At 70.0% G+C, this 20,059-nt stretch carries 16 protein-coding genes and 1 pseudogene; 13 read left to right on the top strand and 4 right to left on the bottom strand.

What is annotated here, in order from left to right; genetic code table 11:
• Positions 1 to 64: 64 nt before the first annotated feature.
• The 6 genes from VM306_RS18870 to VM306_RS18845 all read left to right on the top strand — a co-directional run bounded on the left by VM306_RS18870 (position 65) and on the right by VM306_RS18845 (position 8,841).
• Positions 65 to 1,774: a S8 family serine peptidase gene (locus VM306_RS18870; protein ID WP_414672412.1), complete on the top strand. Its 1,710-nt coding sequence runs from the start codon at positions 65 to 67 to the stop codon at positions 1,772 to 1,774.
• Positions 1,775 to 1,944: 170 nt separating this feature from the next.
• Positions 1,945 to 2,661 (top strand): MerR family transcriptional regulator, encoded by a 717-nt coding sequence (locus VM306_RS18865; protein WP_325516675.1) that lies wholly within the window; start codon positions 1,945 to 1,947, stop codon positions 2,659 to 2,661.
• Positions 2,662 to 2,717: 56 nt separating this feature from the next.
• Entirely contained in the window at positions 2,718 to 4,175 is a 1,458-nt protein-coding gene (locus tag VM306_RS18860) for an alpha/beta hydrolase (RefSeq protein WP_325516673.1), read from the top strand.
• 174 nt (positions 4,176 to 4,349) lie between these two features.
• Positions 4,350 to 5,138 (top strand): chitosanase, encoded by a 789-nt coding sequence (locus tag VM306_RS18855; RefSeq protein ID WP_325516671.1) that lies wholly within the window; start codon positions 4,350 to 4,352, stop codon positions 5,136 to 5,138.
• 200 nt (positions 5,139 to 5,338) lie between these two features.
• Complete coding sequence (locus VM306_RS18850; protein WP_325516669.1) at positions 5,339 to 7,237, top strand: hypothetical protein; 1,899 nt, start codon at positions 5,339 to 5,341, stop codon at positions 7,235 to 7,237.
• The gene (locus VM306_RS18845; protein ID WP_325516667.1) at positions 7,234 to 8,841 is read left to right on the top strand and encodes an ABC transporter substrate-binding protein; all 1,608 of its coding nucleotides are present in this window, start codon (positions 7,234 to 7,236) and stop codon (positions 8,839 to 8,841) included. Before VM306_RS18850 ends, VM306_RS18845 begins: the two co-directional genes overlap by 4 nt.
• A 4-nt stretch (positions 8,842 to 8,845) precedes the next feature.
• On the opposite strand, the gene VM306_RS18840 is transcribed toward VM306_RS18845, so the two are convergent.
• The gene (locus VM306_RS18840; RefSeq protein ID WP_325516743.1) at positions 8,846 to 11,776 is read right to left on the bottom strand and encodes a glycine--tRNA ligase; all 2,931 of its coding nucleotides are present in this window, start codon (positions 11,774 to 11,776) and stop codon (positions 8,846 to 8,848) included.
• 115 nt (positions 11,777 to 11,891) lie between these two features.
• Complete coding sequence (locus tag VM306_RS18835; RefSeq protein WP_325516665.1) at positions 11,892 to 12,395, bottom strand: hypothetical protein; 504 nt, start codon at positions 12,393 to 12,395, stop codon at positions 11,892 to 11,894.
• Here VM306_RS18835 and VM306_RS18830 point away from each other — a divergent pair.
• The 4 genes from VM306_RS18830 to VM306_RS18815 all read left to right on the top strand — a co-directional run bounded on the left by VM306_RS18830 (position 12,367) and on the right by VM306_RS18815 (position 16,522).
• Positions 12,367 to 13,791, top strand: coding sequence for an LCP family protein (locus VM306_RS18830; RefSeq protein WP_325516663.1), 1,425 nt, complete (start codon positions 12,367 to 12,369; stop codon positions 13,789 to 13,791). The genes VM306_RS18835 and VM306_RS18830 overlap by 29 nt on opposite strands.
• A gap of 115 nt (positions 13,792 to 13,906) precedes the next feature.
• Positions 13,907 to 14,392: a helix-turn-helix transcriptional regulator gene (locus tag VM306_RS18825; protein ID WP_325516661.1), complete on the top strand. Its 486-nt coding sequence runs from the start codon at positions 13,907 to 13,909 to the stop codon at positions 14,390 to 14,392.
• A 182-nt stretch (positions 14,393 to 14,574) separates the two neighbouring features.
• Positions 14,575 to 15,822: a MurT ligase domain-containing protein gene (locus tag VM306_RS18820; RefSeq protein WP_325516658.1), complete on the top strand. Its 1,248-nt coding sequence runs from the start codon at positions 14,575 to 14,577 to the stop codon at positions 15,820 to 15,822.
• Positions 15,815 to 16,522, top strand: a complete 708-nt coding sequence (locus VM306_RS18815; RefSeq protein ID WP_325516656.1) for a glutamine amidotransferase — start codon at positions 15,815 to 15,817, stop codon at positions 16,520 to 16,522. The genes VM306_RS18820 and VM306_RS18815 overlap by 8 nt, the downstream gene beginning before the upstream one ends.
• On the opposite strand, the gene VM306_RS18810 is transcribed toward VM306_RS18815, so the two are convergent.
• Entirely contained in the window at positions 16,488 to 17,072 is a 585-nt protein-coding gene (locus tag VM306_RS18810; protein WP_325516741.1) for a TetR/AcrR family transcriptional regulator, read from the bottom strand. The two genes, VM306_RS18815 and VM306_RS18810, sit on opposite strands and share 35 nt — an antisense overlap.
• A gap of 115 nt (positions 17,073 to 17,187) precedes the next feature.
• Here VM306_RS18810 and VM306_RS18805 point away from each other — a divergent pair, with 115 nt between their 5' ends.
• Positions 17,188 to 18,660 carry an NAD(P)/FAD-dependent oxidoreductase gene (locus tag VM306_RS18805; protein ID WP_325516654.1) on the top strand — a complete coding sequence of 491 codons (1,473 nt, stop codon included), beginning with the start codon at positions 17,188 to 17,190 and terminating at the stop codon, positions 18,658 to 18,660.
• Positions 18,661 to 18,714: 54 nt separating this feature from the next.
• Here the strand turns inward: VM306_RS18805 and VM306_RS18800 are convergent, their stop codons facing one another.
• Positions 18,715 to 18,999 (bottom strand): YciI family protein, encoded by a 285-nt coding sequence (locus VM306_RS18800; RefSeq protein WP_325516652.1) that lies wholly within the window; start codon positions 18,997 to 18,999, stop codon positions 18,715 to 18,717.
• Positions 19,000 to 19,214: 215 nt separating this feature from the next.
• On the opposite strand from VM306_RS18800, the gene VM306_RS18795 reads away from it, so the two are divergent.
• Positions 19,215 to 19,787 (top strand): SigE family RNA polymerase sigma factor, encoded by a 573-nt coding sequence (locus VM306_RS18795; RefSeq protein ID WP_325516739.1) that lies wholly within the window; start codon positions 19,215 to 19,217, stop codon positions 19,785 to 19,787.
• 91 nt (positions 19,788 to 19,878) lie between these two features.
• Positions 19,879 to 20,059 (top strand): annotated as a pseudogene (locus VM306_RS18790) (N-acetylglucosamine-6-phosphate deacetylase); the annotation flags it as partial.

Below are 20,059 nucleotides of genomic sequence, written 5' to 3'. Positions count from 1 at the left end.
GTGTGTTGGATCCAGCCCTGACCGGGTGTGAGGAGACAGCTAGGTGAGAACGCGCAGAACCGTGATGGCGGTGGCGGCGACGGTGTCGCTGGTCGCCGCGGGTACGTCGGCGGCGGGGGCGGCGCCGGCGTCGTCGTCGGGGCAGCAGAAGGACACGGAGTACACCGTCCTGCTGGAGAGCCCCGGCAACCGCGACTTCGCGATCGAGGCCGTGACCAGGGCGGGCGGCGAGGTCGTGCGCAGCAACGACGCCGTCGGTCTGCTGACCGTGAAGGCGCCCGCGACCGGGTTCGCGGAGAAGGTCTCGGCGTCCAGCGAGATCGTCGGTGCCGCCCGGTCCAAGCCGATCGGGCACGCGCCCGCGGCGAAGGCCGAGAAGACCAAGCGGGACGACGTCGAGAAGGAGAACAAGGCCGCGCAGCCGAACAAGGCGCCGGCGTCGTCGCAGTCGACGGCGGGCATGGACCCGCTCGACGGCGACCTGTGGGGCCTGAACCTGGTGCGCTCCACTATCGCGCGTGCCAAGCAGGCCGGTGACAAGCGCGTGTACGTCGGCATCCTCGACACCGGTGTGGACGGTTCCCACCCGGACATCGCACCGAACTTCAACACCGAGCTCTCGCGCAACTTCACCGTCGACATCCCGAACGACGCCGACGGCGGCGAGTTCGACGGCCCGTGCGAGTTCCGCGGCTGCGTCGACCCGGCCGGTTGGGACGACGGCGGCCACGGCACGCACGTCGCGGGCACCATCGGCGCCGCCGCCAACGGCTTCGGAATCTCCGGCGTCGCGCCGAACGTGTCGCTGGTGAACATCCGCGGTGGCCAGGACTCGGGCTCGTTCTTCCTCCAGCCCGTCGTCGACGCGCTGACCTACGGCGCCGACATCGGCCTCGACGTGATCAACATGTCGTTCTACGTCGACCCGTGGTACATGAACTGCGCCAACGACCCCACGGCCTCGGCCGAGGAGCAGCTGGAGCAGCGCACGATCATCGCGACCGTGCAGCGCACGCTGAACTACGCGCACCGCAAGGGCGTCACGCTGATCGGCGCCGGTGGCAACAACCACGAGGACCTCGGCAAGCCGCGCACGGACACCATCAGCCCGAACTACCCGCCGGGCCACGCACGTCCGCGTCCGATCGACAACGCGAACTGCCTCAACCTGCCCACCGAGGGCAACCACGTGATCTCGGTGTCGGCTCTCGGCCCGTCGACCGCCAAGGCCGACTACTCCAACTACGGTCTCGAGCAGACCGCGGTCTCGGCTCCCGGTGGCTACTTCCGCGACGGCCTCGGCACGCCGTGGTACCGCACCAACGAGAACCTGATCCTGTCGACCTACCCGCGCAACGTCGCTCTCGCCGAGGGCGCGATCGACGAGGCGGGCAACATCACCGAGGCCGGTCTGGCCGCGGGCGTGAAGAAGGCCGTGCAGGGCGACAAGGTCGGCTACTACCAGTTCCTGCAGGGCACCTCGATGGCCGCCCCGCACGCCGCCGGTGTCGCCGCGCTGATCGTCAGCCAGTACGGCAAGAAGGACAAGGGCCGTCCCGGCCTGACCCTCGACCCCGACAAGGTCGAGAAGGTGCTCCTCAAGACGGCGACCCAGCGCGCCTGCCCGAACCCGCGCACCGTGTCGTACGTCAACGTGGGCCGCACACCGGAGTTCGACGCCACCTGCGAGGGTGACGCGAAGTTCAACGGCTTCTACGGTCACGGCATCGTGGACGCCTACGGCGCTGTCACCCGCGGTGGTCAGTTCCTGTAAGTCCCATCTGGACAGCGAAGGGCTCCCGGTCGTCTCGACCGGGAGCCTTTTGCTTGCGACCAAAGTAGATCTCCCCGGCCACCTTCGTCTGAACCTTCCGCCGCGCCTTGACCGTGCCGTAGCGGCATGGTTTCCACTGGGTCCCGTCAAGCCGAGCGGGAGGAGACGTCGTGGGGTGGAGCACCAGTCAGCTGGCCGAGCTCGCCGGCACGACGCTGCGCACGATCCGGCACTACCACGACGTGGGTCTGCTGCCCGAGCCCGAACGCAGGGCCAACGGCTACAAGAGCTACGGCGTTCCCCACCTCGTGCGGGTGCTGAGGATCAAGCGCCTCACCGACCTCGGACTGTCGCTCACGCAGATCGCGGCCCTGGGCGACGGGGACGAGCATCCCGGTGAGGCGTTGCGCGAGCTGGACACCGAGCTGGCGACGACGATCGAGCGCCTGCAACGGGTGCGAGCCGAGCTCGCGGTGATCCTGCGGCAGGAGGCACCGACCGACCTGCCGACGGACATCGCGGCGATGCTCGCGAACGTCGACCTGACACCGCAGGACCGCTCGTTCACCGTCGTGCTGGCCCAGTTGGTCTCGCCGGATGCGCTGTCCTCGTACGCCGAGGTGCTGAAGGCCTACGCGAAGGTGCCCGTGCTCGTGGAGTTCGACGAACTGCCCGCGGACGCCGACGAGGAGACCCGCCAGGACCTGGCGGACCGCATGCGCGTGCACCCGCACGTGCTTCAGATGCGGGCCGCGTTCCCGGACCCGGCCACTCTGTACAGCGCCTCGCCGCACAGCGAGAAGTTCGTGGCGCAGACGATCGTCAAGGCCATCGCCGAGCTCTACAACGAGGCGCAGATCGACGTTCTCGTCCGCATGAACGGCTGACGTTTCCATTTTTTGACACGCCGGCAGGGCGTGTCGTCGGGGAGAGGGATTTGCACATGCGAAAGACGTTGTCGCTGGCCGCGGTGGTGACCGCGGCGGCAGCGCTGGTGGTGACGCCGGGGGTGTCGTCCGCGGCGCCCGTCAGCGGGGTGAGGTGGGCCGCGTGCCCGTCGGACGTGGCACTGCCGGACCTGGAGTGCGGGACGCTCAGCGTGCCGTTGGACTACCGGAAACCGGAGGGCCGCAAGACCGAGGTGATGATCTCGCGGCTCGCCAGCAAGAGCCAGGAGAAGCGCAGGGGCGTCCTGCTGACCAACCCCGGCGGTCCGGGCGAGGGGCTCACCTTTCCGTTCTTCCTCAAGGCCTTGGGCATGCCGCGGAGCGTGCTCGACGCGTACGACGTGATCGGCATGGACCCGCGCGGCATCGGGTACAGCTCGCCGGCGACGTGCGACCTGACGGAAGAACAGATGGCCGCGGGCAGCGTGCCTCCGTACGCCGTGACGCAGGCGGACGTGCGCAAGCGGGCCGATGAGACGAAGAAGATGGCCGAGCAGTGCCTGAAGTCGTCCACGGCCGATGAGCTGCCGTACAACACGACCGCGAACATCGCCCGCGACCTGGACCGCGTCCGCGCCGCGCTGGGCGAGAGGAAGGCGTCGTTCCTCGGGTACTCGTACGGCACGTACCTGGGTTCGGTCTACGCCACGCTGTTCCCGAAGACCAGCGACCGCGTCGTGATCGACAGCAACCTCCCCGCGACAGGCTGGGACGTCGAGGGCGGCCGGTTGTTCGGCCGCGGCGTGGAGGACACGTTCCCGGACTTCGCGAAGTGGGCGGCGGCGCACCCCGAGTACGACCTCGGCACCACCCCGGCCCAGGTGCGCGCCAAGTACTTCGACCTCGCCGGCCGCCTGGACGCGAAGCCGTCCGCCGAGGGCGTCAACGGCCAGATCTTCCGCCTGCTGACGTTCACCGGCCTCTACGCCACGGGGGACGCGGCGTTCTCGAAGATGGCCGCGCAGTGGAAGGCGCTCGACACCGGCACGCCGCTGCCGCCCGAGGAGGTGCCGGACGTCCCGCGCGTCGAAAGCCTGATCTCGGGCCGCCTGCACGTGATCTGCGGCGACTCCGAGTGGCCGTCGTCGGTGAGGACCTACGAGCGCAACGTCGCCGTGGACCGGGTCCGCCACCCGATGTTCGGCGCGGCCGCCGCGAACATCCAGCCGTGCGCGTTCTGGCCGAAGCCGGTGGAGAAGCAGGTCCTGCCGTCCGGCCGAGGCCCGCGCAACGTGCTGATGGTGCAGAACGAACGCGACCCCGCCACCCCGCTGGCCGGCGCCCGTTCGACGCGCCGGGCCTTCGGCGACCGCGCGGCGATGATCACCGTCGACCAGGGCGGCCACGGCGCCTACCTGATCGGCAAGAACAGGTGCGCCAACGACAGGGTGAGCGCCTACCTCCTGGACGGGCAACGCCCGGACGACACCAGGTGCGCGGCCGAGACCAGCTGACGTGACGTTCCGGCGGAAGCGCCCGCACACCAAGCGCTTCCGCCGGAATGCCCCGCATGCCACCTATTGTCCGTTACGCGAATTAGTAAAGACTCTTGCCAATAAAGGTCTGGACCCCTTACCGTTGATCTCACGCCGCCCGGGACCCCCAATCCCTGCCCCGGAGGGAACTTCGTGAAACTCACTGGTCGCATCGCGGCCGCACTGCTGACGTGCGCCGCTCTCATCACCACCACCGTCGGAACCGCCTCGGCGGCCAACCTCGACGACCCGCGCCTGAAGGACATCGCGATGCAGATCGTGTCCAGCGCGGAGAACTCCTCCACGGACTGGAAGGCCCAGTTCGGCTACATCGAGGACATCGACGACGGCCGCGGCTACACCGCGGGCATCATCGGCTTCTGCAGCGGCACCGGCGACATGCTCGACCTGGTCGAGCTCTACAAGTCGCGCAAACCCGGCAACGTGCTGGAGAAGTACCTCCCCGCACTGCGCGAGGTGGACGGCACCGACTCCCACTCGGGCCTGGACCCCAACTACACCAGGGACTGGAAGACCGCGGCCAAGGACTCCGTCTTCAAGGCGGCCCAGGAGTCCGAACGCGACCGCGTCTACTTCAACCCCGCAGTGGCCCAGGGCAAAGCCGACGGCGTCCGGGCCCTGGGCCAGTTCGCGTACTACGACGCGATCGTCGTGCACGGCGACGGCGGCGACAAGACGAGCTTCAGCAACATCCGCAAGCGCGCCCTCGGCAAGGCCAAGCCCCCGTCGCAGGGCGGCAACGAGACCACGTGGCTCAACGCCTTCATGGACGCCCGCGTGTGGGCCATGAAGCAGGAAGCGGCCCACGAGGACGTCACCCGCATCGAAACCGCCCAGCGCGTGTGGCTGAAGGCCGGCAACTTCGACCTGAAGACCCCGCTGAAGTGGAAGGTGTACGGCGACAGCTTCGAGATCAGCTGATCTCGCGCTCGCAGCAGGGGGAAGGGGCGTCCCGGACGGGGCGCCCGTTTCCGTTCGTGCCGACGGAGAGCAGTCCTCCGTACGACTGAACGGGTGATCCATTCGGCCATCACAGCGAGGTTGCGTCGTTCGTCCCCGTAGGAACCAGCCGGGTGCATAGGGTCCTTTGATCCCACAGCACCTCGTGGAGGAGGCCTACGGTGTTCGAAGGGCGCACCCGGCTGCGCGGCCTGGTCCAGGGCCTGGCCGGGGCCGTGGGCCCTGGTGCGACGCCGTTGCTCGTCGTCGAGGGGTGCGGGGGATCCGGCAAGACCGCCCTGCTGAACCAGACGTTGCTGGAATGGCAGGACCGGACGCCAGCGGTGCTCGTGCGGCCGCGTGAACTGCACACCGACGACGGGGACAGCGCGGTGCGGCCGGTGCTCGCGGCCGTGCTGCTGGGTCTCAGCACCGAGGTGCCCGGCTACCCGCTGTCGTTCGAACGCGTGCTGCTCGCGCAGATCGCCATGCGCGTCCAGATCGGCACCCTCGACCAGAAGGCCGCGCTCGAGGAGCTCAACCGGCAGACGAACAACTACCGCGAGCGCAACCTGCGCGAGCTGGTCCGCGACCTCGTCGCCGTGGCCGGCTCGCTGATCCAGCTGCCGGTGGACCCGGCACCGGTGGTGAACCGGGTCGCCGACTACCTCGGCGGCATGCTGGAGAGCTCGCGCCGCGCGTCCAGCTTCCGCTGGAGCAGAGCGGCCCTGGAGTGGTTCGGGCACCAGGACCAGCACCTCGCACTCAACGCGGACCAGTCCCGGCTGCGGCTGAGCGCCCAGGCCCGCAGCAAGGACCCCGACGTGCGCCGCGACGTCGACGACCTGCTGGTGGCGGCCCTGCTCGCCGACCTCCGGCACAGCCTCGCGCCGGTCACCAGCCGCCGGCACAACGTGCTGATGCTGCTCGACGACGGCGACGTCCCGGTGGCCACGACGTTCCTGCGCGCACTGCTGCGGGTGCGCGGGGCGATCGCGGACTCCGCCCGCGGCGGTCATCACCCGCTGCCCGACCCGTTGCTCGTCGTGACCACGAGCGGCGGGCTGCTGGCGGAGGAGCTGGCGGAGGACGACCTGCCGGAACCACCGGTGCTCACCGAGTCCGATGTGGACGCCGGGCTCACCACCCGCGGGCGTGCGTGGCTGCGGATCCGGTCGGAGGATCTGACGAGCAAGGACGTCGTGCAGCTCGCCAAGAGCCACCTCTGGCCGAACGACCTCGCGGCGAGCACCGTGGGCAGGGTCGTGCACCGGCTGAGCCGCGGCCACCCTAAGTCCGTCGACACGTTGCTGCGCAAGCTGCACCAGAAACCCGGCCTCACCCGCGATCCCGGCAAGCTGTTGCACGGCGCGGAGAAGGCGTTGCTCGAACCGTTCGTGCGCGAGTTCTCCGCGGGGGACAAGGCGAACAGCCACCACGTGGAGGCACTGGTCACGTTGTCGGCGGCGCTCACCAAGCTGGAGGCGCAGACGCTGGCACCGCTGCTGCCGGACCCGGTCGGGCTGGACTCGCCGCTGTACTCGTCGCCGACGCTGTGGTCACCGGGTGAGTCCGGCGAGCAGCGGTTGCCGCCGCTCGTCCGGCACATCGGCCTGCGGCTGCTGTCCGCGCGACCCGGCGCCGACGAGGCGTCGTGGGAGAAGGTGATCGGCAGGCTGCGCGACCACGCCGGTGACGAGGGGCCCCGGCTGCGGCACACGCTGCTGCTGGGCGACCGCGCCGCGGTGGCGGAGGAGTTGCTGGAGTCGTTGGCCGACATGGCGACCAGGGCGTGGCTCGACCTCTTCGACCTGGTCACCGCCGACGTGAACCCGCGGGAGACCGCGCCGGACTCGATCGGCACGGCGCCGCGCGGCAGCGACCTCGCGCACGTCCACCGGTTGCTCGGCGTCGTGCCCGCGTTCGACCACGACCCGTGCGTCACGGATCCGGAGGTGCTGCAGGACTACGCCGCCTGCGCGGAACAGGCACTGCGGCAGCTCTCCAACCGCGCGCAGGACTCGGCGCCGCTGCTCAGGCGGGCGCAGCGGTACGAACGGTTCGGGAGGAACCACCGGTGAAGCTCACCGAACGCTTCTACTTCGGCGTCTGGCCGAGACCACGTGCGCTCCGGCACCCCGCGAGGTGGGCCGACTGGCTGCGCCCGGTCGCCGTGCTGGCGGTCGTCGCCCTCGTGGCCGGGCTGGTCACCGGCGGCCCGTGGCTGTGGAAGCGGGTGTCCTGCAAGGACGGCTGGCTGCCCGGCTCGGACGTGTGGTCGGCCGGCGGCGAGTGCGTGGGGCTGAGCCCGGGACCCTACGCCTTCGAGCTGGACGCGTTCACGAACGTGCTCAAGGTGATCGAGAAGCAGAACACCGAGGCGGCCGGCGTCTGCGACCCGAAAGGCACACCGGTCACCGTCGGCGTGCTGCTCACGATGACCGACCAGTACGCGGGCGCACGGGCCGTGCACGAGCTGGAGGGCATGGCTGCCGGACAGGCCCGCGCGAACGGCACCGGCTGCCTGCACCCGGTGCGGCTGCTGGTGGGCAACATCGGCGCGTACGGCCCCGGGCAGGAGGCCGTCGAGGTCGCGCGCAGGCTCGCCGACCACGAGGAGGTCGTCGCCGTGGCCGGGATCGGGTTGAGCAACCAGCGCTCCGCCGAGATCGCCGACCTGCTGGCGGAGCGGAAGATCCCGATGGTCGCGGACCTGGTCACGGCCGAGGGGTTCGACCAGAGCGGCTCCACCGCGCAGGAGACGGACTACAGCGGCTGCGAGCCCGACACGACCTACCAGGACGGCGTGGGCCGCGACCACTACTACCGGGTGGCCTACCGCGGCTCCGAGCAGATCAGGGCGCTCGGCGCGGCGCTGCAGGGGACCCGCCTGGACTTCGTCATGGTGCCGACCGGCGGCACCGACCCGTACACCTGCACCGCGTTGCCGTTGATGCACAAGCAGTTCGGCGGCACCGTCACCGAGGTCAAGTTCGACCCCGACGAGGCGAGCACGGTGTCCCAGACCGCCAGACGGGTCTGCGGCGTGACCGAGGACGTGACGGTCGGCTACATCGCTCGCGGCCGCGACCTGGCGATGTTCCTGCACAGCCTCGACCAGGAGTTCTCGCAGGGCCACTGCTCCGCGCGCTCGATCACGGTGGTGAGCACGTCGGACGGTCAGCGCGTGCGGGCGGCGGAGCTCGACCCGCGGCTGGAGGACCTGCGCGTGCGGGCGCTGTCGTCGCCGGCCTTCACCTCCGGCAAGCTGCGCCTGGTGTCCACCCTGGTCGGTGGAGCGGACAAGCAGGTTCCCGGCAACACCGGGTTCGCCGACTTCGAGCGCCAGTTCGGCCGGATCGGGTTCGACCTGGCGCACACCGACGCCGGCTGGGCGGTCAACGGCTACGACGCCATGGCCGTGATCGGGGAGGCCGTGAACAAGCTGCCGGTCACCAGGGCGGTGCAACGCAGCCAGGTGAACACCCAGATCAGCTTCATCTCCTCACCGGAGACGGCGGTGCTGGGCGCGGGCGGTCCGATCATGTTCGACAACGACGGCAACCGGGTCGGACCGCAGCCGCCGGTCGTGCGGGTGTGCCCGTTGCCGCCGGGGCAGGGCGGAGCGGTGAACCGGGTCCGCAGCGTCGCGCTGCAACCCGGTTCACCCGCCCCGCCCTGCTGAGCTCCTACAGCTGGGTCCAGTCCAGCACCGGCGCCGCGAAGTCGCGGATCGACGCCAGCAACCCGAGCCGCGCGGCCTTCACCTTCTCGTCCTCGGCCATCACGAGCACCTCGTCGAAGAAGGTGTTGATCGGCCCGGTCAGCCCCTCGGCGGCACCGACGAACGCGGCAAGTCCGACAACATCGCGAGAGACCCCGTCGAACGCCTTGTGCAGCGCCACTTCAGCGGGCTCGGACAACACCGAAGCGTCATAGGACGGCTCCACCGAAGCAGGCACGATCCGCCGGACCCGCTGCAACGCGGCGACCAACGCGTCGAAGGACTCGTTGCCCGCCAACGCCTCCAGCTGCGACAGCGTCTCATCGGCCAGCACGGGCGAGTCGGCCAACGGCAGCACCGCCTGGACGAACCGGTGCTCGTGCCCGGCATCGAGCAGCGCCTGCTCGTACCGCCGGACGGCGAACTCCCGAGCCGTCTCCAAGGCCTCAGCCGAAACCGAAAGCCCTTCAGCGGCAAGGGAAAGCGCCACCGGCAACGTGATCGCCCGCAGGTCGGGGAACGCCCGCAGCACGGTCACCGCCCCGAGAGCCGCCCGCCGCAACCCGAACGGGTCCGACGACCCGGTGGGCTGCGCGCCGATGCCGAACAACCCGGCCAGCAGGTCGAAGCGGTCCGCGAGCGACAGCAACGCACCCGGCACCGACGAGGGCAGCGCGTCACCGGCCGACCGCGGGAGTTCCATCTCCCACAACGCCTGAGCGACCTCGGACGTCTCACCGGCCCGCACCGCGTACTCCCGCGCCATCACACCGGCCAGCGACGACAGCTCGATCACCATCTGCGAGCCGAGGTCGAACTTGGCCAGCGCCCCGGCCCTGTCCAGCGTCTCGCGGTCGACGTCGACGACGGAGGCGAACCGCCCGGCGAGCGAGGCGATGCGACCGGCCCGGTCCGCCATCGAGCCCAGCTTGTCCGCGAACGTCAGCTTCGCGAGGCCGGACTTCATCTCCTCCAATGGCGTCTTGAGGTCCGCGCGCCAGAAGAACGCGGCGTCCTCGTACCGGGCCCGCAACACGGCCTCGTTGCCCGCACGGACCAGGTCGGCGTCCACGGACCCGTTGGCCACGGCCACGAAGTGCGGCAGCAGTGCGCCGTCGGCGGACCGGACCGGCAGGTACCGCTGGTGCTTGCGCATCACGGTGGTGAGGATCTGCGCGGGGAGCTCCAGGTACCGCTCCTCGAACGACCCGAGGATCGGCGTGGGCCACTCGACGAGGTTCGTCACCTCGTCCAGCAGCCCGTCGATCTCGACGACACCGCCGACGGACGCCGCGAGCTCCTGCGCCGCCTCCACGATCGAGGCCGAACGCACGGAGGCGTCCGCCTGGATCCCGTGCGACTCCAAGAGCTCCAGGTAACCGTCCGCGGAGGACACCTCGACGACCGGCTCGGAGGCAGTCCGGTGCACGCGGGTCGAGGTACCGGACGTCAGCGACGACACGGCCACCGGCACGGGGGTCGAGCCGAGCAGCGCGAGCAGCCACCGGATCGGGCGGGTGAACGACAGCTTCGGGTCGTTCCACTTCATGTTCTTCTCGGAACGCAGGTCCGACACGACCTCGGCCAGCAGCCCGCTCAGCACCTCGACGGCGCCGCGACCGGCATCAGTCCTGGTCAGGGCCACGAACTCGACGCCGTTCTCGACGACGCGTCCCAGTGCCGAGACCTCGGCCTTCTGGCCGCGCGCGAAGCCCTGCACGGCCTTGGTCGGGTTCCCGTCAGCGTCGAACGCGGCGGAGACGCGCGGGCCGCGCACGGTGCGTTCCGCATCGGGCTCACGCGGCGCCACAGCGGGCACCTGCACCACGATGCGGCGAGGCGTCCCGTGCACGGTCACCGCGCCGTGCGTCAGCCGAGTCGCTCCCAGCTTCGCCGACACCGCCTCGCGCACGGCGTCGACGGTCCGCAGCACCTCGTGGGGCGGCAGTTCCTCGGTGCCGATCTCGAACAGCAGGGTGGCCGGCGCGACGACGTCCTCGAAGGCGGAGGGCGCGGCGGCGGGCGCCAGGGCCGAGGCCACGCCGAGCGGGTGCCCGAGCTCGGCACGGCGCTCCGCCCACAACCCGGCGACCTCACGCGCCAGGCCGCGCATCCGGCCGAACGCGCGGGCGCGCTCGGTGGTCGAGATCGACCCGCGCGCGTCCAGCACGTTGAAGATGTGCGAGCACTTCAGCACGAAGCTGTGCGCGGGGACGGGCAGGCGCGCGTCGAGCATGCGGCGGGCCTCGGTCGCGAACTCCTCGAAGAGGCGCTTGTTCGCCTCCACGTCGGCGTCGTCCAGGTAGTACCGCGACATCTCGTACTCGGCCTGGCCGAACGCCTCGCCGTAGGAGATGCCGGGCGCGTAGGCGATCTTCTTGAAGTGGTCGACGCCCTGCAGCGCCATCATGATCCGCTCGATGCCGTAGGTGATCTCCACCGACACCGGGTCGAGCGTCATGCCGCCGGCCTGCTGGAAGTAGGTGAACTGGGTGATCTCCAGGCCGTCGAGCCAGACCTCCCAGCCGAGGCCCCAGGCGCCGAGCGCCGGCGAGGCCCAGTTGTCCTCGACGAAGCGGACGTCGTGCGCGCGGACGTCGATGCCCAGCGCTTCCAGCGAGCCGAGGTAGAGCTCCTGCGGGTCGCCCGGGTCGGGCTTGAGGATCACCTGGAACTGGGTGTGCGTCTGCAGCCGGTTCGGGTTCTCGCCGTAACGGGCGTCGTCGGGCCGCACGGACGGCTCCACGTACGCCACGCGCCACGGCTCGGGACCCAGCACCCGCAGCACGGTGGCCGGGTTCAGCGTTCCCGCCCCGACCTCGGTGTTGAACGGCTGCACCACGATGCAACCTCGGTCGGTCCAGTACTTGGTCAGCGCGAGCAGCGCGTCCTGCATCGTCAACACGGCGACGAGTCTACGAAACAGACAAAACCGCTGGTCACGAGCCCTGAGTCCAGTCGCTGTCAGCACTGTGTCACGCTGTGCACAACCGGGTGGCGTTCCCGCACGTCTACTTGGTGTACCCGGAAGTAGCGAGAGGAGTGGGTGTGGACAACCGGCCGCCGCGGCCAGGAGAACCCAACGGAACTCCCAGGCGACCCTCCGCCACCCCGCGTTCCCAGGCGGGGCAGCCCCGCCGTCCGCAGGTCCCCCCACGTGCGTCGCAGCCCCCGCGCCGCGAGCCGCGCAAGGCGGATCCGCCCAGGCGGGAGCCCCCGAAGCGGGTCGAACCGCCGCGCCGCGAACCCCCGGAGCGGAAGGCGGCGAGCCGCAGCGAACCGCCGCGCCGGATCCCTCCGCGCACCGGTGACCGCGCCACCCCCGCCCGCACGGACTCGGTGGCCGACCGCCCGACGGTCCGCACCACCCCGGCGAAGGTGAAGTCTCCCGCGCCCGCCCCGAGACCGCGACCGAAGCCCGCCGCCCGCCGCCCGAGCGCGTCCAGGAGCAGCGGCGCCGGGATCGGCGGCAAGATCTTCGTCAGCATGTTGTCCGCGGCGATCCTCGTGGTCACCGGTGTCGGGTGGCAGAACCTGACCGCGCTGACCGACGGCCTGACCAAGCAGGACCTGAGCATCGCGGACGCGGGCGAGCGCCCCGCCGACGGCGCGGTCGACATCATGCTCGTCGGCATGGACAGCCGCACCGACTCCAAGGGCAACCCGCTGCCGCAGAACATCCTCAACGAGCTGCAGGCGGGCGGCAGCGACGACGGCGGCTTCAACACCGACACGCTGATCCTGCTGCACATCCCGAACGACAGCGGCAAGGCCTACGCCGTGTCGTTCCCGCGCGACTCCTACGTGAAGATCGCCGGTGGCTTCGGGCGTCACAAGATCAACTCGGCCTACGGCTACGCCAAGGGCCAGGCGGCCGAGAAGCTCGAGGCCGGCGGCAAGAGCGGGCCGGAAGTGGAGATGGAGTCGCGCAAGGCGGGCGCGAAGAACCTGATCCAGACCATCCAGGACCTCACCGGCACCACCATCGACCACTACGCCGAGGTCAACCTCGTCGGCTTCTACGACATCACCAAGGCCATCGGCGGCATCGACGTCTGCCTCAACGCCAACGTCCGCGACGGCTTCTCCGGCGCGAACTTCAAGGCAGGCCCGCAGACCATCGAGGGCAAGAACGCGCTGGCGTTCGTCCGGCAGCGCCACGGCCTGCCGCTGGGCGACCTCGACCGCGTCGTGCGCCAGCAGGTCTTCATGGCCGGTCTGGCCAAGAAGATGCTCTCGGCGGGCGTGCTCACCGACAGCACCAAGCGCAACGACATGATCAAGGCCGTCAGCGGCGCGATCGTGCTCGACGACGGCTGGGACATCACCAAGTTCGCCCTGCAGATGAAGGACATGACGGGCGGCAACATGACGTTCCAGACGATCCCGACCGGCAACCCCGACCTGCAGACGCCGGAGGACGGCTCCGCGGTCGAGGTCGACGAGCGCGAGGTGCGCGCGTTCGTCAAGAACCTGGGCAAGGCCCCGGCGTCCTCGACCGCGCCGGAGGCGAAGTTCGACAACTCCACGGTGACCGTCGACGTCCGCAACGCCTCCGGTGTCCCCGGCCTCGCGGCCCAGGTGCAGCAGTCGCTCGTCGCGAAGGGCTTCAAGGCGGGCCCGACCGGCAACGCCGCGGCACTGACGAAGTCGGTCGTCCGCTACGGCAAGGCCGGTGAGGCGGGCGCCGACGCCGTCCAGGAGGTCCTGGGCGGCGTGCCGACCGAGGAGGACGTGAACGTCCCCGCCGGGACGGTGCGCGTGTTCCTGGGCTCCGACTACTCGGGACCGGGCGCGCAGGGCTTCACGGGCTCCGGGGCGCTCAACCTGGACGGTGCGCGGCAGCAGCCGGCACCCGACCCGAACGCACCCAAACCCATCACAGCCGACGGCGTGCGCTGCGTGAACTAATACTCAGAGTAGAGAAGTATCGCCCATTCGGGGGAATATCCGGGCAAGTTGCGTAAGCGACGAAGAACTTGCGCCTTCCATCACCGTGAGACCCGCTCACGGGGTGGAGGGACCAGTGCGAACCGCGACAGGCCAAATCGACACGACGGCGTACCAGCGCGTGCTCGGTGATGAGATCCGCAGCCTTCGCAAGCAGCGCGGATGGACCCGCAAAGAGCTCAACAAGCGGCTGCAGACCGAGATCTCGCTGCAGACGCTGGCCACCTACGAGCTGGGCACCCGCCAGTGCTCGGTCGTGCGCCTGGTGGAGATCTGCCACGCCCTGGACGTTCCCGCGCACGAGGTCCTCGCGCGTGTGCACGAACGCTTCTTCGGCGACGTCCCGGCGGGCCACCTGACGCTGAGCCTCGCGGCGGTCGCCGTCACCGACAACCCGCGCCTGCTGCCGCTCAAACGGTGGGCGGCCGGACGGCTGCACGTGCTTCCGCCGGGTGCCTCGCCCGAGGTGCACCTCGACCTGCCCGCGCTCGAGAACATGGCACAGCTGTGCCAACTCCCAACGGTCGAACTCATCCGCACGTTGCGCGCCCTGAGTCGCTAGGACGAACCCCGATCACCCCGCGCGGGAAGAGAACATGGCTCCGTCAATCGGGTGCCAACCCCAACGGTCGAACTCATCCGCATGTTGCGCGCTCTGAGCCGGTAGTTGTACCGAACCCCGTTCACGCCAACGCAACGACCGCGTGGAAAGGGCCGGGGAGCAACGCCGGTAACATCGCCGGGGTGAACGATTCCCCCGCCCGCCTCCCCCTGCGCACCGCAGCCGCCGTGAAGCTGGGCAACCTGAGCTCCACGCTGTCCCAGAAGATGGGGCTCGGCGCCGGCGGCATGATCGGCGGCCGGGTTGCGCTGAAGCTCGACCCGCAGGCCCTCAACCGGTTGACGCAGGGCCGCAGGGTCGCCGTCGTGACCGGGACGAACGGCAAGACCACCAGCACCATGATGCTGGCCAGGGCGGTCGCGGCGCTGGGCGAGGTCGCCACGAACCACAGCGGCGCGAACATGCCCGACGGCCACGTCACGGCGCTGTCGAAGCAGCCGGACGCCCCGTACGCGGTGCTGGAGTGCGACGAGGGCTACTTCCCCGCCGTCGCCGGTGCCAGCAACCCGTCGGTGGCCATGATCCTCAACCTCTCGCGCGACCAGCTCGACCGCGTCGGCGAGGTCCGCACCATCGAGCGGTCGCTGCGCGACGCCATCGCCGGGCTGCGGAACTGCACGATCGTCGCCAACTGCGACGACGTGATGGTGACGAGCGCGGCCTGGAACGCGGCGAAGGTCGTCTGGGTCGCCACCGGCACCGGCTGGCACCACGACTCGGCGAGCTGTCCCCGCTGCGGCAACCCGATCCGCTGGCAGGGCGAGCACTGGCACTGCACGGGCTGCGACCTCTCGCGCCCGCACCCGAACTGGATCACCACCGACGAGGCGATGATCACGCCGGAGCACCAGAAGGTGGAGCTGCGCCTCACCCTGCCCGGCAAGTTCAACCAGGCCAACGCCGTCATGGCGGCCGCCGCGGCGCACGCCATGGGCGTGCCGACCGAGGAGGCGGTGCGCAGGCTGCGAGGCGTCTCGAACGTCAGCGGCCGGTACCGCACGATCCACCGCAACGGCCGCAGCGCGCGCCTGTTGCTCAGCAAGAACCCGGCGGGCTGGAGCGAGACGCTCACGGTCGTCAAGGAGGCCGACCACCCGGCCGTCCTGGTGATCAACGCGAACGAGGCCGACGGCCGCGACCTGAGCTGGTTGTGGGACGTCCCGTTCGAGCGCCTGCGGGGCCGCACGGTCATCGCGTCCGGCGAGCGCGCGACCGACCTCGCCGTCCGCCTGACCTACGCCGAGGTCCAGCACACGATCGTGCCCGACCCGTTGAAAGCCGTCGACCAGATGCCGCAGGGGCCGGTCGAGGTCATCGCCAACTACACCGCGTTCCGCGACTTGAATGCCAGGGCTGCCGCTGATGAGTGAGTCGACTGTCCAGATCGCGCTCGTGCTGCCGGATCTCCTCGGCACGTACGGGGACTTCGGCAACGCCGTGGTGCTCGAGAAGCGCATGGCGTGGCGCGGGATCAAGGCCGAGATCGTGCCGATCAACTACGGCGAGCCGGTGCCGGACTCGTGCGACATCTACGTCGTGGGCGGCGGTGAGGACACCGCGCAGACGCTGGCGGTGAAGCACCTGCGCGAGCACCCCGGCCTGCAGCGCGCCGTCACGAAGAACGCCGTGGTGCTGGGGGTGTGCGCCGGCATCCAGATCTTCGGCGAGAGCTTCACCCGTGCCGACAACGTCACGCACCCCGGCATGGGCCTCATCGACTCGACCTCCCACGCGGGCGGCAGCCGGGCGATCGGCGAGGTCATCGCCGAGCCGGCCGACGGCCTGTTCGCGGGTCCGCTGACGGGGTTCGAGAACCACCAGGGCCGCACGCTGCTGGGCCCGGCCGCCCGGCCGCTGGCGCACGTCAAGGTGGGCACCGGCAACGACGGCAGCGTCGAGGGCGCGGTGCAGGGCAGGATCGTCTGCACCTACCTGCACGGCCCGGTGCTGCCGCGCAACCCGGCGCTCGCGGACATGCTGATCGAGTGGGCGACCGGCACGAAGGTCGCGCCGCTGGACCTGCCCGCCGTCACCGCTATGCGTGCGGAGCGGGTTCGGGCAGCTTCATAAGCCTTTCCGAGACACCCGGCCAGATCGTGGCCATCACGTAGTCGGTCGCGAGCGCGGGCCCCACCGAGGGCCTGCGCTCCATCCACACCGCCAGGCGTTCCGTCGCGCCGACGACGATCTCCGCGAACGCCTCGGCCTCCAACGGCTCGATGTCCGGCGTGAACGACGCCAGGACCGCCCCGATCATGTCCGTCTGCTGCTGGCGGATGCCTTCCACCTCTTCCTGCGCCGACGGCACGGCCACGGCCGCCTCCTGCCGCAGCAGCGCCCACGACCTGCGGTGCTCGTCGATGAACTCGAAGAACGCGAGCAGACCGAGCCGCAGGAACTCCTCCGGGCCCGTCGCACCCGACATCGCCGCCGCCGTCTTCTCTCGCAGCTCTGTGCGCGCACGGTGGATGCAGCCGATGAGCAGGCCCTCCTTCGAGCCGAAGTACTCGTAGAGCATCGGCTTCGAGACGCCGACGCGTTCGGCGATCTCGTCCATCGACGTGGCCAGATACCCCTGCTCGGCGAAGATCTCCTCGGCGACGGTGAGCATCTGCGCCATGCGCTGGGCCTTGGGCATGCGGCGCCGCGGAGCAGTCACGAACGGAGTCTACCGCTCGTAACTTACTTCGAGTAACCTACTGCGAAGTAGCCACCCGTGAGCGGAGGGACTCCTCATGCATCGAGAGACGAAAGTGCTCGTCATCGGCACCGGCTTCTCCGGCCTGGGCATGGCCGTGGAGCTGAGGCGACGCGGTGAGCACGACTTCGTGGTTCTCGAGAAGGCGGCCGACCTCGGCGGCACGTGGCGGGACAACTCCTATCCCGGCTGCGCGTGCGACGTGCCGTCGCACATGTACTCGTTCTCGTTCGAGCTGAACCCGAAGTGGTCGCGCATGTTCGCGCAGCAGGGCGAGATCTTCGAGTACCTGCAGCACGTCGCCGACAAGCACCGGCTGCGGCCGCACATCCGCTTCGACACCAAGGTTTCCGGCGCCCGGTGGGACGACGACGCGAAGCGCTGGCACATCACCACGGAGCAGGGCGACACGTACACCGCCCAGGCGCTCGTCGCGGGCGTCGGCGCGTTGCACATCCCGAACGTCCCGGAACTGCCGGGCATCGAGAAGTTCGGCGGCAGGACGTTCCACAGCGCGCAGTGGGACCACGACTACGACCTGACCGGCAAGCGCGTCGCCGTCGTCGGCACGGGCGCGTCCTCGATCCAGTTCGTGCCGGAGATCGCGGGCCGGGCCGCCTCGCTGAAGGTCTTCCAGCGCACGCCGCCGTGGATCATGCCCAAGGCCGACCGCGAGATCACCGGCTGGGAGCAGAAGCTGTTCCGCGCCCTGCCCTTCACGCAACGGCTCTACCGCGACTTCGTCTACTGGACGCGCGAGTCGTCGGCGCTGGGCTTCGCGGTCAACCCGAGGATCATGCGGTTCGCGCAGGGAATCGCGTTGCGGCACATGAAGAAGCAGGTGCCGGACCCCGAGCTGCGCAAGAAGCTCGAGCCCGGCTACACCATGGGCTGCAAGCGCGTGCTGATCTCCAACGACTACTACCCCGCGCTCAGCCGCCCGAACGTCGACCTGGTGACGGACAAGATCTCCGAGGTCCGCGAGAAGTCCATCGTGGACAGTGCAGGTGTCGAGCACGAGGTCGACGTCATCATCTACGGCACCGGGTTCCACGTCGTCGACTCGTTCGACTACCTGGACATCCAGGGCAAGGGCGGCGTCGACCTCGCGAAGCAGTGGCGCGAGAAGGGGATCGAGACCTACTTCGGCATCACGGTCTCGGGCTTCCCCAACCTGTTCTTCCTGCTGGGCCCCAACACCGGACTCGGGCACAACTCGGTCGTGTTCATGATCGAGTCGCAGATCCGGTACATCTCGCAGTGCCTCCGGCTCCTCGACCACCACCGCGCAGCGGAGCTGGACGTGCGGGTGGAGGCCCAGCAGGAGTTCAACCGGGAGCTCCAGGGCAAGCTCACCAAGGGCGTGTGGACGCAGGGCGGCTGCAAGAGCTGGTACCTCGACGCCAAGGGCGTGAACCGGACGATCTGGCCCGGCTTCACCTGGCGGTACTGGCTGCAGACCCGCAAGGTGGACCCGGCCGACTACGAGCTGAGCGGCCGGGCCCCGTAACCCACGGGAACACCGGGAAGCGGCACTTTCACGTGAAAGTGCCGCCTTCCCGCCCTAGGAGGCGTCGGGCACCCAGGCGCCGATCACCGGCTTGAACTCGCGGATGGTCCGCTCCGCGATGACGCCCTCCAGGTAGTACGGGTCCTGGGCGATCGTCTCCGCCAGGTGCGCTTCGTCGTCGGCCTGGTAGAGCGTGATGCCCCCGGTGCCGTCGCCGAGCGGGCCGGCGACCGCCACGCGCCCCTGCGCGGCGAGCGCGCCGAGGAACTCGCGGTGCCGTGGACGGACCTCCTGGAGCTTCTCCTGGACGTAGGTGATTTCGACGAGGAACCAGGCCATGTGGATCTCCGGGGGCAGCGGGTGCGGGACGAACCCGACGCTACCCGGGCCGCCGCCGCGTCCCGGCGGCCGAGCCCGACCCGATAGGCTGGGCGCGCGTCAGCACCCGTGTGAGCGCTGTGAAGACCGTGCACCCGCTGACGCGGCACACCGTGCCGGTCCCGCCCGGGACGACCGGCACGCACCGGACCGGGGTCGAGGACAGGCAGGGGTTCATGCTCGAGGGCAACGCTGAACGCAGTGTCGAGGCCACCCTCGGCCACCTGCGGGTCATGGACGGTCCGGCCCCGGCGCAGCCCGCCGCGCCGCTGACCCTCGAAGACCTCTACCGCCAGCACCGGATGCGGCTCGTCCGCCTGGCGATCCTGCTGGTCGACGAGCCCGCGACCGCGGAGGACGTCGTCCAGGAGGCCTTCACCGGCCTGCACCGCAACTGGGGGCGGCTGCGCGACGCCGCGGCCGCCGTCGGGTACCTGCGCACCGCCGTGGTCAACGGGTCACGCAGCGTGCTGCGCCGCCGCAAGACCGCCCGGGAGTACGTGCCGCCGCACGCGGTGAACGCGCGGTCCGCCGAAAGCCTCGCGATGCTGTCCAGCGAGCACCAGGCGGTCGTCAACGCGCTGTCCAAGCTGCCGCCCCGCCAGCGCGAGGTGCTGGTGCTGCGGTACTACGGCGGGCTGAGCGAAGCCGAGATCTCTGAGGCCGCAGGCATTTCCAAGGGTACCGTCAAGTCGACCGCCAGCCGGGCGCTCGAAGCCCTCCAGAAGGCCATGCAGGCCCCACAGTGACCCGGGTGGACCACTCCGATCACTGAGTCGTAGCACCATGCTTGGTCCAGACCAATATATGCTGGGGTGCGTGAGAGGCGCCGGAGATTTCGTGATCATGGGCGGCCGGGTCGCTGCCCCGGACCGTGTACTCGACGACGGCTGGCTAGCCGTCTCCGACGGGCGGATCGCCGGCGTGGGTTCGGGAACCCCGCCGTCGGGCGAGCACGTCGACGTCGGCGGGGCACTGGTCGTGCCAGGGTTCGTCGACACCCACTGCCACGGCGGGGGAG

Origin of the sequence: Lentzea sp., from assembly GCF_035525475.1 — a bacterium.
Lineage (GTDB): Bacteria > Actinomycetota > Actinomycetes > Mycobacteriales > Pseudonocardiaceae > Lentzea.
This window is presented reverse-complemented; position numbering and strand designations above follow the sequence as displayed.